This window comes from Pseudescherichia vulneris NBRC 102420, from assembly GCF_000759795.1.
Taxonomy (GTDB): Bacteria; Pseudomonadota; Gammaproteobacteria; order Enterobacterales; family Enterobacteriaceae; genus Pseudescherichia; species Pseudescherichia vulneris.
In genome coordinates this window covers 20,692-34,933 of sequence record NZ_BBMZ01000020.1, presented here as the reverse complement: position 1 = coordinate 34,933, position 14,242 = coordinate 20,692, and the positions used below count along the sequence as shown (strand labels likewise).

12 protein-coding genes are annotated in these 14,242 nt (G+C 58.0%); all 12 read left to right on the top strand.

Going from position 1 to position 14,242, the window contains the following annotated elements; translation table 11 throughout:
• The first annotated feature begins 52 nt into the window (after positions 1-52).
• Entirely contained in the window at positions 53-1,450 is a 1,398-nt protein-coding gene (gene dnaA / locus EV102420_RS15710) for a chromosomal replication initiator protein DnaA (protein WP_042393469.1), read from the top strand.
• A gap of 4 nt (positions 1,451-1,454) precedes the next feature.
• Entirely contained in the window at positions 1,455-2,555 is a 1,101-nt protein-coding gene (gene dnaN / locus EV102420_RS15705) for a DNA polymerase III subunit beta (RefSeq protein ID WP_042393465.1), read from the top strand.
• Positions 2,555-3,628, top strand: a complete 1,074-nt coding sequence (gene recF / locus EV102420_RS15700) for a DNA replication/repair protein RecF (protein WP_042393463.1) — start codon at positions 2,555-2,557, stop codon at positions 3,626-3,628. Before dnaN ends, recF begins: the two co-directional genes overlap by 1 nt.
• A 28-nt stretch (positions 3,629-3,656) precedes the next feature.
• Entirely contained in the window at positions 3,657-6,071 is a 2,415-nt protein-coding gene (gene gyrB / locus EV102420_RS15695) for a DNA topoisomerase (ATP-hydrolyzing) subunit B (RefSeq protein ID WP_042393462.1), read from the top strand.
• Between the two features lie 160 nt (positions 6,072-6,231).
• On the top strand, positions 6,232-7,044 hold the full coding sequence (gene yidA, locus EV102420_RS15690; RefSeq protein ID WP_042393461.1) for a sugar-phosphatase: 813 nt from the start codon (positions 6,232-6,234) through the stop codon (positions 7,042-7,044).
• Positions 7,045-7,287: 243 nt separating this feature from the next.
• The gene (gene dgoR, locus EV102420_RS15685) at positions 7,288-7,977 is read left to right on the top strand and encodes a D-galactonate utilization transcriptional regulator DgoR (protein WP_042393459.1); all 690 of its coding nucleotides are present in this window, start codon (positions 7,288-7,290) and stop codon (positions 7,975-7,977) included.
• Positions 7,974-8,852 (top strand): 2-dehydro-3-deoxygalactonokinase, encoded by an 879-nt coding sequence (locus tag EV102420_RS15680; protein WP_042393458.1) that lies wholly within the window; start codon positions 7,974-7,976, stop codon positions 8,850-8,852. Before dgoR ends, EV102420_RS15680 begins: the two co-directional genes overlap by 4 nt.
• Positions 8,836-9,453, top strand: a complete 618-nt coding sequence (locus EV102420_RS15675; protein ID WP_042393457.1) for a 2-dehydro-3-deoxy-6-phosphogalactonate aldolase — start codon at positions 8,836-8,838, stop codon at positions 9,451-9,453. Before EV102420_RS15680 ends, EV102420_RS15675 begins: the two co-directional genes overlap by 17 nt.
• Complete coding sequence (gene dgoD / locus EV102420_RS15670) at positions 9,450-10,598, top strand: galactonate dehydratase (RefSeq protein WP_042393456.1); 1,149 nt, start codon at positions 9,450-9,452, stop codon at positions 10,596-10,598. The genes EV102420_RS15675 and dgoD overlap by 4 nt, the downstream gene beginning before the upstream one ends.
• A gap of 91 nt (positions 10,599-10,689) precedes the next feature.
• Positions 10,690-12,000 (top strand): MFS transporter, encoded by a 1,311-nt coding sequence (locus EV102420_RS15665; protein WP_042393455.1) that lies wholly within the window; start codon positions 10,690-10,692, stop codon positions 11,998-12,000.
• Positions 12,001-12,012: 12 nt separating this feature from the next.
• Entirely contained in the window at positions 12,013-12,945 is a 933-nt protein-coding gene (locus EV102420_RS15660) for a 2-hydroxyacid dehydrogenase (protein WP_042393454.1), read from the top strand.
• 59 nt (positions 12,946-13,004) lie between these two features.
• Positions 13,005-14,234, top strand: a complete 1,230-nt coding sequence (locus EV102420_RS15655; protein WP_042393453.1) for a YidR family protein — start codon at positions 13,005-13,007, stop codon at positions 14,232-14,234.
• The last annotated feature ends 8 nt before the right edge of the window (positions 14,235-14,242 follow it).

Sequence of the window (14,242 nt, the reverse complement as noted above, 5' to 3'; positions counted from 1 at the left end):
TAATTTCAGCTTTCGTCTTTTATTATCGACTTTTGTTCGAGTGGAGTCCGCCGTGTCACTTTCGCTTTGGCAGCAGTGTCTTGCCCGACTGCAGGATGAGTTACCAGCCACAGAATTCAGTATGTGGATCCGCCCATTGCAGGCGGAACTGAGTGACAACACGCTGGCTTTGTATGCGCCAAACCGTTTTGTACTCGATTGGGTCAGGGACAAGTACCTTAATAATATCAACGGACTGCTGAACGAGTTCTGCGGCTCGGATACGCCGCAGCTGCGCTTTGAAGTGGGTACCCGGCCGGTTGCCCATACCCTAAAGGAGCCAGCAAGCGTCGCCGCGCCTGCCCAGGTCGCAGCGGTGCAGATGCCTCGCGTCGCCCCTGCGTCGCGCTCAAGCTGGGACAACGTTCCCGCTCCGGCAGAGCCTACCTACCGCTCTAACGTCAACGTTAAGCATACGTTTGATAACTTCGTTGAAGGTAAATCGAACCAGCTGGCCCGCGCAGCGGCTCGCCAGGTGGCCGATAACCCCGGCGGGGCGTATAACCCGCTGTTTCTCTACGGCGGCACGGGCCTCGGTAAGACGCACCTGCTGCACGCGGTGGGTAACGGCATCGTGGCGCGCAAGCCCAATGCCAAAGTGGTCTATATGCACTCCGAGCGCTTTGTTCAGGACATGGTAAAAGCCCTGCAGAACAACGCCATCGAAGAGTTCAAACGCTACTACCGCTCCGTAGACGCCCTGCTGATCGATGACATCCAGTTCTTTGCCAATAAGGAGCGCTCCCAGGAGGAGTTCTTCCACACCTTTAACGCCCTGCTGGAAGGCAACCAACAGATCATCCTCACCTCGGATCGTTATCCAAAAGAGATCAACGGCGTCGAGGATCGTCTGAAGTCGCGCTTTGGCTGGGGATTGACCGTGGCGATCGAGCCGCCTGAGCTCGAAACCCGCGTGGCGATCCTGATGAAAAAGGCTGACGAAAACGACATTCGTCTGCCGGGTGAGGTGGCGTTCTTTATTGCCAAGCGTCTGCGCTCTAACGTGCGTGAGCTGGAGGGGGCGCTGAACCGCGTGATCGCCAACGCCAACTTCACCGGCCGTGCCATCACCATCGATTTCGTTCGTGAAGCGCTGCGCGATCTGCTGGCGCTCCAGGAAAAGCTGGTCACCATCGACAATATTCAAAAGACGGTGGCGGAGTATTACAAAATTAAAGTGGCGGATCTGCTCTCCAAGCGCCGATCTCGCTCGGTAGCGCGTCCGCGCCAGATGGCAATGGCGCTGGCCAAAGAGCTGACCAACCACAGCCTGCCGGAGATCGGCGATGCGTTTGGCGGCCGCGACCATACGACCGTGCTCCACGCCTGCCGTAAGATTGAGCAGTTGCGTGAAGAGAGCCATGATATCAAAGAAGATTTCTCCAATTTAATCCGAACTCTATCGTCGTGATGCTATGAAATTTACCGTTGAACGTGAACACCTATTAAAACCGCTTCAGCAGGTCAGTGGCCCGCTGGGTGGCCGTCCTACGCTGCCGATCCTGGGCAACCTGCTGCTGCAGGTCGCTGACGGCGCGCTGTCCCTCACCGGCACCGATCTGGAGATGGAGATGGTCGCCCGCGTCGTGCTGGCTCAGCCGCACGAACCCGGCGCTACCACCGTCCCGGCGCGCAAATTCTTTGATATTTGCCGTGGCCTGCCGGAAGGCGCAGAGATCGCCGTGCAGCTGGAGGGCGACCGGATGCTGGTGCGCTCCGGGCGCAGCCGTTTCTCGCTGTCGACCTTGCCAGCAGCGGATTTCCCGAACCTCGACGACTGGCAGAGCGAAGTAGAGTTCACCCTGCCGCAGGCGACCATGAAGCGCCTGATCGAGGCGACTCAATTCTCGATGGCCCATCAGGACGTGCGCTACTACCTGAACGGCATGCTGTTTGAAACCGAAGGCGAAGAGCTGCGCACCGTGGCGACCGACGGCCACCGTCTGGCGGTCTGTTCTATGCCGGTTGGGCAGTCGCTGCCGAACCATTCGGTGATCGTGCCGCGTAAAGGCGTGATTGAGCTGATGCGTATGCTCGACGGCGGCGAAACACCGCTGCGCGTGCAGATTGGCAGCAATAACATCCGTGCGCACGTGGGCGACTTTATCTTTACCTCCAAGCTGGTGGATGGTCGCTTCCCGGACTACCGTCGCGTGCTGCCGAAGAATCCGGATAAGCACCTTGACGCCGGCTGCGATATCCTCAAGCAGGCCTTCGCTCGTGCCGCCATTCTCTCTAACGAGAAGTTCCGCGGCGTGCGTCTCTACGTCAGCGAAAACCAGCTCAAGATCACCGCGAACAACCCGGAGCAGGAAGAGGCCGAAGAGATCCTCGATGTCACCTACGCCGGGACAGAGATGGAGATCGGCTTCAACGTTAGCTACGTGCTGGACGTACTCAACGCCCTGAAATGCGAAAACGTGCGTATTCTGCTGACCGATTCCGTGTCGAGCGTGCAGATTGAAGATGCGGCCAGCCAAAGTGCGGCTTATGTCGTTATGCCAATGAGACTGTAATGTCGCTCTCCCGCCTGTTGATCCGCGACTTTCGCAATATCGAAAGCGCGGATCTTGCTCTCTCCCCCGGCTTTAACTTCCTGGTTGGCGCTAACGGCAGCGGCAAGACCAGCGTGCTGGAAGCGATCTATACGCTCGGCCACGGCCGGGCGTTTCGCAGTTTGCAGATTGGTCGCGTCATTCGCCACGAGCAGGAGGCGTTTATCCTGCATGGCCGTTTACAGGGCGAAGAGCGTGAAACCTCCATCGGCCTGACCAAAGATAAGCACGGGGACAGCACCGTTCGCATCGACGGCACCGACGGCCACAAGGTGGCTGAACTGGCGCTGCTGATGCCAATGCAGCTGATTACGCCCGAGGGGTTTACTTTACTCAACGGCGGCCCCAAATACAGAAGAGCCTTCCTCGACTGGGGATGCTTCCATAACGAAGCCGGGTTCTTTACTGCCTGGAGCAACCTGAAGCGGCTCCTGAAGCAGCGCAACGCCGCTCTACGCCAGGTGACGCAATATGCCCAGCTTCGTGCGTGGGACAAGGAGCTGATCCCGCTGGCGGAGCAGATCAGCCGCTGGCGAGCCGAGTACAGCACCGCTATCGCCCAGGACATGGCGGACACCTGTAAGCAGTTTCTGCCGGAGTTCTCCCTGAGCTTCTCTTTCCAGCGCGGCTGGGAGAAAGAAGCCGACTACGGCGAGGTGCTGGCGCGCAGCTTTGAGCGCGACAGGGCGCTAACCTATACCGCCCACGGCCCACACAAGGCGGATTTTCGCATTCGTGCCGACGGCGCGCCGGTGGAGGATACCCTCTCCCGTGGGCAGCTTAAGCTGCTGATGTGCGCCCTGCGGCTGGCGCAGGGGGAGTTCCTGACCCGCGAGAGCGGGCGGCGCTGTTTGTACCTCATAGATGATTTTGCCTCAGAGCTTGATGACACACGGCGCGCGCTGCTGGCCAGCCGCTTAAAAGCCACCCAGTCACAGGTCTTTGTCAGCGCCATTAGCGCTGAACACGTAATGGACATGTCGGACAAAAATTCGAAGATGTTCACCGTGGAAAAGGGTAAAATAGCAGACTAATCCAAGACAAATTGAGCGAGAAACGTTGATGTCGAATTCTTATGACTCCTCCAGTATCAAAGTCCTGAAAGGGCTGGATGCGGTGCGTAAGCGCCCGGGTATGTATATCGGCGACACGGATGACGGTACCGGCCTGCACCATATGGTATTTGAGGTGGTAGATAACGCTATCGACGAGGCGCTCGCGGGTCACTGTAAAGATATCGTCGTGACGATCCACGCCGATGACTCCGTGTCGGTCTCGGATGATGGCCGTGGGATCCCTACCGGTATTCACCCGGAAGAGGGCGTCTCCGCCGCTGAAGTTATCATGACCGTGCTGCACGCAGGCGGTAAATTCGATGATAACTCCTATAAAGTGTCCGGCGGCCTGCACGGCGTGGGGGTCTCCGTGGTTAACGCCCTGTCGCAAAAGCTTGAGCTGCTGATCCGCCGCGAAGGCAAAGTGCACCAGCAGACCTACGTGCACGGTGTGCCGCAGGCCCCGCTGGCAGTGACCGGCGATACTGACGTCACCGGTACGGTGGTGCGTTTCTGGCCTAGCCTGGAGACCTTCACCAACGTCACCGAATTTGAGTATGAGATCCTGGCCAAGCGCCTGCGCGAGCTGTCATTCCTGAACTCTGGCGTTTCCATTCGCCTGCAAGACAAGCGCGACGGTAAAGAAGATCACTTCCACTACGAAGGCGGCATCAAGGCGTTTGTTGAGTACCTCAACAAGAACAAAACGCCGATTCACCCGAATGTGTTCTATTTCTCCACCGAGAAAGACGGTATCGGCGTTGAAGTTGCGCTCCAGTGGAACGATGGCTTCCAGGAAAACATCTACTGCTTTACCAACAACATTCCGCAGCGCGACGGGGGTACCCACCTTGCGGGCTTCCGTGCGGCGATGACCCGTACCCTGAACGCCTACATGGACAAAGAGGGCTACAGCAAGAAAGCCAAGGTCAGCGCGACCGGTGATGACGCCCGTGAAGGCCTGATCGCCGTCGTGTCGGTAAAAGTGCCGGATCCGAAATTCTCCTCTCAGACCAAAGACAAGCTGGTCTCTTCTGAAGTGAAATCGGCGGTTGAACAGCAGATGAACGAGCTGCTGTCCGAATACCTGCTGGAAAACCCGTCCGACGCCAAAATCGTCGTCGGTAAAATTATCGACGCGGCCCGCGCCCGTGAAGCGGCACGTCGTGCCCGTGAGATGACCCGCCGTAAAGGCGCGCTGGATCTCGCAGGCCTGCCGGGCAAGCTGGCGGACTGTCAGGAACGCGACCCGGCCCACTCTGAACTCTACCTGGTGGAAGGGGACTCGGCGGGCGGCTCAGCGAAGCAGGGCCGTAACCGTAAGAATCAGGCTATCCTGCCGCTGAAGGGTAAGATCCTCAACGTCGAGAAGGCCCGTTTCGACAAGATGCTGGCCTCTCAGGAAGTGGCGACGCTGATCACTGCCCTGGGCTGCGGCATTGGCCGTGACGAGTACAACCCGGACAAGCTGCGCTATCACAGCATCATCATCATGACCGATGCGGACGTCGATGGCTCGCACATCCGTACGCTGCTGCTGACCTTCTTCTATCGCCAGATGCCGGAGATCATTGAGCGTGGTCACGTGTACATTGCTCAGCCGCCGCTTTACAAGGTGAAAAAGGGCAAGCAGGAGCAGTACATCAAGGATGACGAGGCGATGGATCAGTATCAGATCTCTATCGCGCTGGATGGGGCCACCCTGCACACCACCGAAGGCGCACCTGCGCTGGCCGGTGAAGCGCTGGAGAAAATGGTTTCCGAGTACAACGCCACGCAGAAAATGATTAACCGCATGGAGCGTCGTTTCCCGCGTGCTCTGCTGAAAGAGCTTGTCTACCAGCCGACGCTGGAAGAGGCCGATCTCACAGACGAAGCAAAAGTGACCCGCTGGGTCTCTGCGCTGATCGCTACGCTGAACGAAAACGACGTGCACGGCAGCACCTGGAAGTATGACGTGCGTGAAGACGCCGAGCTGAAACAGTTCGAGCCGATTATCCGCGTGCGTACTCACGGTGTGGATACCGACTATCCGCTGGATCATGAGTTCATTATCGGTGGTGAGTATCGTCGTCTGTGTACGCTGGGTGAGAAGCTTCGCGGCCTGATCGAAGAGGATGCCTTTATCGAACGTGGCGAACGTCGTCAGCCGATTGCCAGCTTCGAGCAGGCGCTGGAGTGGCTGGTGAAAGAGTCCCGTCGTGGCCTGGCGATTCAGCGCTATAAAGGGCTGGGCGAGATGAACCCGGAGCAGCTGTGGGAAACCACTATGGATCCGGAGAGCCGCCGCATGCTGCGCGTGACCGTCAAGGATGCGATCGCTGCCGACCAGCTCTTCACCACGCTGATGGGCGATGCCGTTGAACCGCGTCGTGCGTTTATCGAAGAGAACGCCCTGAAAGCGGCGAATATCGATATCTAATCGGTTTGTTCCCCGGCGGCGCATCGCTGCCGGGGCTACCCTTCTCATAAATGGGGAATATACCGCCCCGCTTTTGTCCCCCTTTTCCCTCCTCGCGCTTACTGTCTTTTGAGCAGAATCACGCTAGCATAAGAGTTAACTCTTTTACGCTGGGGAACCCATGGCTATCAAACTCATTGCAATCGACATGGACGGCACCTTGCTGCTGCCGGACCATACCATTTCACCTGCCGTTAAAAATGCGATTGCCGCCGCGCGTGAGCGTGGGGTCAACGTTGTGCTCACCACCGGGCGTCCGTATGCAGGCGTGCACAACTACCTGAAAGAGCTGCATATGGACAGGCCAGGCGATTACTGCATCACCTATAACGGCGCGCTGGTGCAGAAAGCCAGTGACGGCAGCACTGTGGCGCAGACCCCGCTCAGCTATGACGACTACCGCTACCTCGAGCAGCTCTCCCGCGAGGTAGGCTCCCACTTCCACGCGCTCGACCGTAACACCCTCTATACCGCTAACCGCGACATCAGCTACTACACGGTGCACGAGTCCTACGTCGCGACCATTCCGCTGGTGTTCTGCGAAGCCGAGAAGATGGATCCGGGTATCCAACTGCTGAAAGTCATGATGATTGACGAGCCGGCGATCCTCGACCAGGCGATAGCGCGCATTCCGGCAGAGGTAAATGAGAAGTACACCGTGCTGAAAAGCGCGCCTTACTTCCTGGAAATCCTTGATAAAAGCGTCACCAAGGGCACCGGCGTGAAATCGCTGGCCGATGCGCTGAACATCAAGCCGGAAGAGGTGATGGCGATTGGCGATCAGGAAAATGACATCGCGATGCTGGAGTATGCCGGTATGGGCGTTGCCATGGACAATGCGATTCCGTCGGTGAAAGAGGTCGCTAACTTCGTGACCAAAACCAACCTTGAAGACGGCGTGGCTTACGCTATCGAGAAGTTTGTCCTGAACTAAACTCCGCTCTTCCCGTCCGCTAAAAACCCGCCCACCGCTGCGGGTTTTTTATTGCCCGCGTTTTTTCACATTTTATTTACCGGGTGTCGTTTTTGTGATCTGCATTGTAGTACAACCTTAATTGATTGTACTACTATCCACTCACAGTACGGCGAACGACTCGCATATTTGTACTTCAATAGTGCGGACTTTTACGCCGGTAAGGATAAAGTAATGGTAAAGCATCTTCTTAAAGGATCCGACATGACCATTACAAAAACGGACCGCATCATTGCCACCCTCGGGCGGCAGATTGTCAGCGGCAAATACGTCCCTGGCGCAGGGCTGCCTTCAGAGACCGACCTGTGCGAAGAGTTTGAAACTTCGCGCAATATTATCCGGGAGGTCTTTCGCTCCCTGATGGCGAAGCGGCTCATTGAGATGAAGCGCTATCGCGGCGCGTTTGTCGCAGCTCGTAACCAGTGGAACTACCTCGATACCGAGGTGTTGCAGTGGGTGCTGGAGAACGACTACGACCCCCGGCTTATCAGCGCGATGAGTGAGGTGCGTAACCTGGTGGAACCGGCCATTGCCCGCTGGGCGGCCGAGCGAGCCACCTCCAGCGATCTGGCGCAGATTGAGGCGGCGCTCAACGACATGATCGCCAATAACCAGAACCGGGATGCGTTCAACGAGGCGGATATCCGCTATCACGACGCCGTGCTGCAGTCGGTGCATAACCCGGTTCTCCAGCAGCTGACGGTAGCGATTGGCTCTCTGCAGCGGGCGGTATTTGAACAGACCTGGCGCGGTGACGAGGCCAACATGCCGAAGACGCTTCAGGAACATAAGGCGCTGTTTGATGCGATCCGGCATCAGGACGGCGATGCAGCAGAGCAGGCGGCGCTGACTATGATCGCCAGCTCAACCCAAAGGCTCAAGGAAATAACATGACATCACGCTATATCGCCATCGACTGGGGCTCCACCAATCTTCGCGCCTGGCACTATCAGGGCGATCAATGCCTTGAAAGCAGGCAGTCCGAAGCAGGCGTAACCCGCCTGAACGGGCGCACCTTTGAGGCGGTATTAGCGCAGATCACCGAGGGCTGGGCGCGGGAAAATACCCGGGTAGTGATGGCGGGCATGGTCGGCAGCAATGCCGGATGGGTTAACGTCCCCTATCTGCCTTGCCCGGCCCGCTTTGATGACATTGGCCAGCAGATTACCGCCGTTGCCGACAATATCTGGATCGTTCCCGGCCTGTGCGTCAACCGGGAAGATAACCACAACGTAATGCGCGGCGAAGAGACCCAGCTGCTCGGCGCGCGCGATCTTCAGCCTGCACAGGTGTATGTCATGCCCGGCACCCACTGCAAATGGGTGCTGGCCGATAGCGAGCAGGTCAGCGACTTTCATACCGTGATGACCGGCGAGCTGCACCACGTGCTGCTTAACCATACGCTGTTGGGGGCGGGCCTGCCTGAGCAGGAAACCTCCCCGGATGCCTTTACCGCCGGTTTAACCCGCGGCCTCGACTCTCCCGATCTGCTGCCTCGCCTGTTTGAAGTGCGGGCATCCCACGTGCTCGGCCGGCTTGCGCGTGAACAGGTGAGCGAATTTCTTTCCGGCCTGCTGATAGGCAGCGAAGTGGCGAGTATGAAAGCCTGGATCGCGCCGCAGCAGACCATCACGCTCGTCGCCAACCCTTCGCTGACCGCGCGCTACCAGCAGGCTTTTGACCTGTTGGGCTACGGGACGCAGGCCCTACGCGGTGACGACGCATTTCAGGCAGGTATAAGGAGCATCGCTCATGCAGTGGCAAAATAAACTCCCGCTGATCGCAATTCTGCGCGGCATCACGCCCGAAGAGGCCTACGCCCACGTGGCGGCGGTGATTGAGGCCGGATTTGAGGCGGTCGAAATTCCGCTCAACTCCCCCCGCTGGGAAGAGAGCATTCCCGCAATGGTGAAAGCCTTTGGTGATAAAGCGTTAATTGGTGCGGGCACGGTACTAAAGCCTGAGCAGGTCGATACGCTTGCCGAAATGGGCTGCACCCTGCTGGTCACGCCAAATATCAATCCAGAAATTATTCGCCGGGCGGTGGCGTATGGCATGACGGTCTGTCCTGGCTGTGCCACGGCGACCGAAGCCTTTACGGCGATTGAGGCCGGTGCCCAGTCGCTGAAAATATTCCCTTCTTCCGCGTTTGGTCCGGACTACATTAAAGCGCTGAAGGCCGTGCTTCCGCCGGAAATCCCCGTGTTCGCCGTTGGCGGCGTCACGCCGGAAAACCTGACCCAGTGGCTTAAGGCTGGCTGTGCCGGTGCCGGACTGGGTAGCGATCTCTATCGTGCCGGGCAATCCGTGGAGCACACCGCACAGCAGGCAGCCGCATTTGTAAAAGCGTATCGAGAGGCAGTGCAATGAAAATTACTAAACTAACCACCTACCGTTTACCCCCGCGCTGGATGTTCCTGAAAATCGAAACCGACGAAGGCGTAGTGGGCTGGGGCGAGCCGGTGATCGAAGGCCGGGCGCGTACCGTTGAGGCGGCCGTTCACGAGCTGGGTGAATACCTGATTGGTCAGGATCCCTCCCGCATCAACGACCTGTGGCAGGTAATGTACCGCGCGGGCTTTTACCGTGGCGGCCCGATCCTGATGAGCGCCATCGCCGGTATTGACCAGGCGCTCTGGGACATCAAAGGTAAAGTATTGAACGCGCCGGTCTGGCAGCTGATGGGCGGGCTGGTACGCGATAAAATTAAGGCCTACAGTTGGGTAGGCGGCGATCGTCCGGCGGAAGCCATCGCGGGTATTACTAAACTGCGCGAAATTGGCTTCGATACCTTTAAATTAAACGGCTGCGAAGAGTTATCGATTATTGATGATTTCCGCAAAGTGGAAGCCGCTGTGAATACCGCCGCGCAGATCCGCGAAGCCTTTGGTAATGAAATTGAATTTGGCCTCGATTTCCACGGTCGCGTTAGCGCGCCGATGGCGAAAATATTAATTAAAGAGCTGGAGCCGTACCGTCCGCTGTTTATTGAAGAGCCGGTGCTGGCCGAGCAGGCGGAATATTATCCGAAGCTGGCTGCGCAAACCCATATTCCGATTGCCGCCGGGGAGCGTATGTTCTCACGCTTCGAGTTTAAGCGCGTGCTGGAAGCGGGCGGCCTGGCCATTCTCCAGCCGGATCTCTCCCACGCCGGGGGCATCACCGAGTGCTACAAAATTGCCGGCATGGCAGAGGCGTACGACGTGGCGCTGGCCCCGCACTGTCCGCTTGGCCCGATTGCGCTGGCGGCCTGTCTGCACGTGGACTTTGTCTCCCACAACGCGGTGTTCCAGGAGCAGAGCATGGGCATTCACTATAACCAGGGCGCGGAGCTGCTCGACTTTGTGAAAAACAAAGAGGACTTCAACATGGAAGGCGGCTTCTTCAAACCGCTGATGAAGCCAGGCCTGGGCGTAGAGATTGATGAAGAGCAGGTTATTGCCCGCAGCAAAGATGTGACCGACTGGCGCAATCCATTATGGCGACATAAAGACGGTTCCGTAGCCGAGTGGTAATTTCCTGATTCAAAAAAATAACGATAACTAACCGCCTGTATATGAACAGAGGGATCTCCTCGCGCATATACGGCTGGGTGAGGTTTTTACTATGAATACCGATCTGTACTCTACAACCTTACGGCAGCTTAATGCCAAGATAATTCCGTTTATTATTATCTGTTATTTTGTGGCTAACCTCGATAAAACAAATATTTCAATTGCAGCACTGCAAATGAATGCCGATCTCGGCCTAAGCGCCAGTATGTATGGGCTTGGCGTCGGGATGTTCTATATCTCGTATATTATTTTTGAAATCCCCAGCAACATTATTATGACGCGGGTGGGGGCCCGGATATGGATCGCCAGGATTATGATTACCTGGGGCATCGTCAGCGCCGGGATGTCGCTGGTGCAAACCCCAACGCAGCTTTACGTCATGCGCTTTTTACTCGGTATGGCGGAAGCGGGCTTTACGCCGGGCATTATTTACTACATCTCCTGCTGGTTCCCTAAAAGCAACCGTGCGCGGGCCATGTCGTTCTTCTACATGGGCTCGGTGATGGCGTCGATTATCGGCCTGCCGATCTCTGGCTCGATCCTGAACATGCACGGTATTGCTGATATTGCAGGCTGGCGTTGGCTGTTTGCCCTGGAAGGTATTCCGGCCATCGCTCTGGGGATCATGGTGCTATGGCGCTTGCCGCAGACGCCGGATCATGCCGCCTGGCTGACGCCGGAGCAGAAAGGGTGGTTGAAAGCACAGCTTGAACGCGATAACGCCGGGGTCGAGGTCGGGACAAACCACAGCTGGATGAGCGCGTTGAAAAACAAGACCGTGCTGCTGCTGAGTCTGGTCTGGTTCCTGCAAGCCTTTGGCTCTATTGGCATTACCCTGTTCCTGCCGCTGATCATCAAAAGTATGGCCAGCGACCAGAGCAATATCGTTATCAGCCTGCTCTCTGCCGTACCGTTTATCGCGGCCTGCTTGTTTATGTACTTCAATGGCCGCCACTCCGATACCACCAATGAACGTTCGCTGCACCTCGGGCTGCCGCTGATTATCTCCGGACTGTCGCTCGCTATCGCTATCTACTCCAGCAATCTGCTAGTGGCTTACTTCCTGCTGATCCTCACCGTTGGCTTTAACTTTGCGCTGACGCCGATCTTTTGGGCCGTGACCACCGAGAAGCTGGCTGGCGTTGCCGCCGCGGCCTCTATCGCCTTCATTAACACGGTGGCTAACTTTGTGGGTCTTGGCCTTCCGCCGCTGCTGGGCAAAATCAAAGATGCCACCAACAGCTACCACTATGGGCTGCTGATTGTGGCGGTCGCGCTGATCCTCGGCGGCATTATCGGCATCCTGGTCTCGCGTCCAACGCAGCCAAAAGCCGCGAAACGAACCGCTACACGCCTCTCCTAATAGGGAAACGATATGAAACAGAAAGTACTGAAACAGGCGGGTCTGCCGGATGCGCTCACCGCTGAACTGCAAGCGCGCTACGACTTATACGATCTGGCTGAGATGGATGCCGATAAGCTGGCCGCTATCGCTGATGAAGTCACGGTGGTGATCACCAACGGCGAGGCGGTGGTGACGCGTGACTTTATCGCCTCGCTGCCTGCCCTGAAGCTGATCGCCGTATTTGGCGTCGGTTACGATGGTGTCGACGTGGCGGCGGCACGGGATCACGGCGTGGCGGTGACCCATACACCGGGGGTGCTGACTGACGACGTGGCCGATCTGGCTATTGGCCTGATGCTCGCAACCTCGCGCCGCATCGTGGCTGCGCAGAAGTTTATTGAGCAGGGCGATTGGTCGGCGGGTGGCTTTCAGTGGACGCGCAAGGTCTCTGGCGCACGTCTGGGCATTCTCGGCATGGGCCGTATTGGCCAGGCCATCGCGCGGCGTGCCAGCGGGTTTGATATGCATATTGCCTACACTGACCGCAAGGCACACAGCGCACTGGCGTGGGATTACGTTGCCGATCTGCGCGAGCTGGCAGAGCAGAGCGATTTTCTGATGGTCTGCGCGCCGGGTGGCGCAGAGACAAAAGCGCTGATAAACCCGTCGGTACTGGAGGCCCTTGGCCCGCAGGGCGTGCTGATCAACATCTCACGCGGCAGCGTGGTGGATGAGGCCGCACTGATCGCTGCCCTGGAAAGCGGCGCGATCGCCGGTGCCGGACTGGACGTTTTTGCCGATGAGCCCAACGTGCCTGCCGCGCTGCAACAGCGCGATAACGTGGTCATCACTCCCCATATGGCAAGCGCAACCTGGGAAACGCGTCGGGAGATGTCACGCCTGGTGTTAGAGAACGTTCAGGCCTGGTTTGAGGGCACACCGCTGGTAACGCCCGTTCCCTGATAGTTTTTTTGCTGTAGATCTCTTACCCTGATGCGATATCAGCGCATCAGGGTCTCTTCATGAAACAAATCACCTTTGCTCCCCGCCATCATCAGCTTACCAATATCAATACCTGGACGCCCGACAGCCGGTGGCTGGTGTTTGACGTGCGTCCTTCCGGTGCCTCCTTTACCGGCAAAACCATTGAGCGCGTCAACGTAGAGACCGGTGAGGTAGAGATAATCTACACCGCAAACCAGGGCGCGCACGTTGGCGTGGTGACCGTTCATCCCAGCGAAGAGAAGTACGTGTTTATTCACGGGCCGCAAGATCCGGACGAGAGCTGGCAGTACGATTTTCACCATCGTCAGGGCGTGATGGTGCAAAACGGCAGGGCGAGCAACCTCGATGCGCTGGATATCACCGAACCCTATACGCCCGGCGCGCTGCGCGGCGGCAGCCACGTGCATGTGTTCAGTCCGGACGGCGACAAGGTGAGCTTTACCTATAACGACCATGTGCTGCACGAGCGCGATCCCGGGCTCGATCTGCGTAACGTTGGTGTCGCCGCTCCCTTTGGGCCGGTCATGCCTGGGGGCAACCATCCGCGAGAGTATGCTGGCAGCCACTGGTGCGTGCTGGTCAGCCGCACCACGCCAACACCTGCGCCCGGCAGCGATGAGATCAATCGCGCCTATGAAGAGGGCTGGGTGGGCAACGGCAGGCTGGCTTTTATTGGCGATACGCTGGCGCTGAGTGGAGAAAAGGTGCCTGAGCTGTTTATCGTCGATCTGCCCGCTGACGAGCAGGGCTGGAAGCGGGCGGGAGAGACCCCGCTGGCTGGCACATCAACCACGATGCCGTCGCCGCCCATGGGGATAGAGCAGCGGCGGCTTACCTTTACCCATCAGCGTCGTTATCCGGGGCTGGTCAACGCGCCGCGCCACTGGGTGCGCAGTAACCCGCAGGGTAGCAAGATCGCTTTTTTGATGCGCGATGAGGCGGGCGTGGTGCAGCTCTGGCTGATTGCCGCAGAGGGCGGCGAGCCACGCCAGCTGACGCATAACGCCACGGACATCCAGTCGGCGTTTAACTGGCACCCCTCCGGCACGGCGCTCGGCTTTGTACTGGAGAACCGCATAGCCCTGTGCGATAGCGTGACCGGAACGACCGTCTTTTTAACCGACAGTGACCCTGAGCATCAGCCCTCGGCCGATGCGGTGGTCTTCTCGCCGAATGGTAAGACGATTGCGTGGATGGCACCCGCCGTAGGCTTCCGCCAGCTCTGGATGGCCGATACCGGCCTGTAATCGTTCAG

Excerpts from the sequence above, each read along its gene's own strand:
- dnaN (WP_042393465.1), top strand. The coding sequence starts at position 1,455 with ATGAAATTTACCGTTGAACGTGAACACCTATTAAAACCGCTTCAGCAG.
- recF (WP_042393463.1), top strand. The coding sequence starts at position 2,555 with ATGTCGCTCTCCCGCCTGTTGATCCGCGACTTTCGCAATATCGAAAGC.
- gyrB (WP_042393462.1), top strand. The coding sequence starts at position 3,657 with ATGTCGAATTCTTATGACTCCTCCAGTATCAAAGTCCTGAAAGGGCTG.
- yidA (WP_042393461.1), top strand. The coding sequence starts at position 6,232 with ATGGCTATCAAACTCATTGCAATCGACATGGACGGCACCTTGCTGCTG.
- dgoR (WP_042393459.1), top strand. The coding sequence starts at position 7,288 with ATGACCATTACAAAAACGGACCGCATCATTGCCACCCTCGGGCGGCAG.
- EV102420_RS15680 (WP_042393458.1), top strand. The coding sequence starts at position 7,974 with ATGACATCACGCTATATCGCCATCGACTGGGGCTCCACCAATCTTCGC.
- EV102420_RS15675 (WP_042393457.1), top strand. The coding sequence starts at position 8,836 with ATGCAGTGGCAAAATAAACTCCCGCTGATCGCAATTCTGCGCGGCATC.
- dgoD (WP_042393456.1), top strand. The coding sequence starts at position 9,450 with ATGAAAATTACTAAACTAACCACCTACCGTTTACCCCCGCGCTGGATG.
- EV102420_RS15665 (WP_042393455.1), top strand. The coding sequence starts at position 10,690 with ATGAATACCGATCTGTACTCTACAACCTTACGGCAGCTTAATGCCAAG.
- EV102420_RS15660 (WP_042393454.1), top strand. The coding sequence starts at position 12,013 with ATGAAACAGAAAGTACTGAAACAGGCGGGTCTGCCGGATGCGCTCACC.
- EV102420_RS15655 (WP_042393453.1), top strand. The coding sequence starts at position 13,005 with ATGAAACAAATCACCTTTGCTCCCCGCCATCATCAGCTTACCAATATC.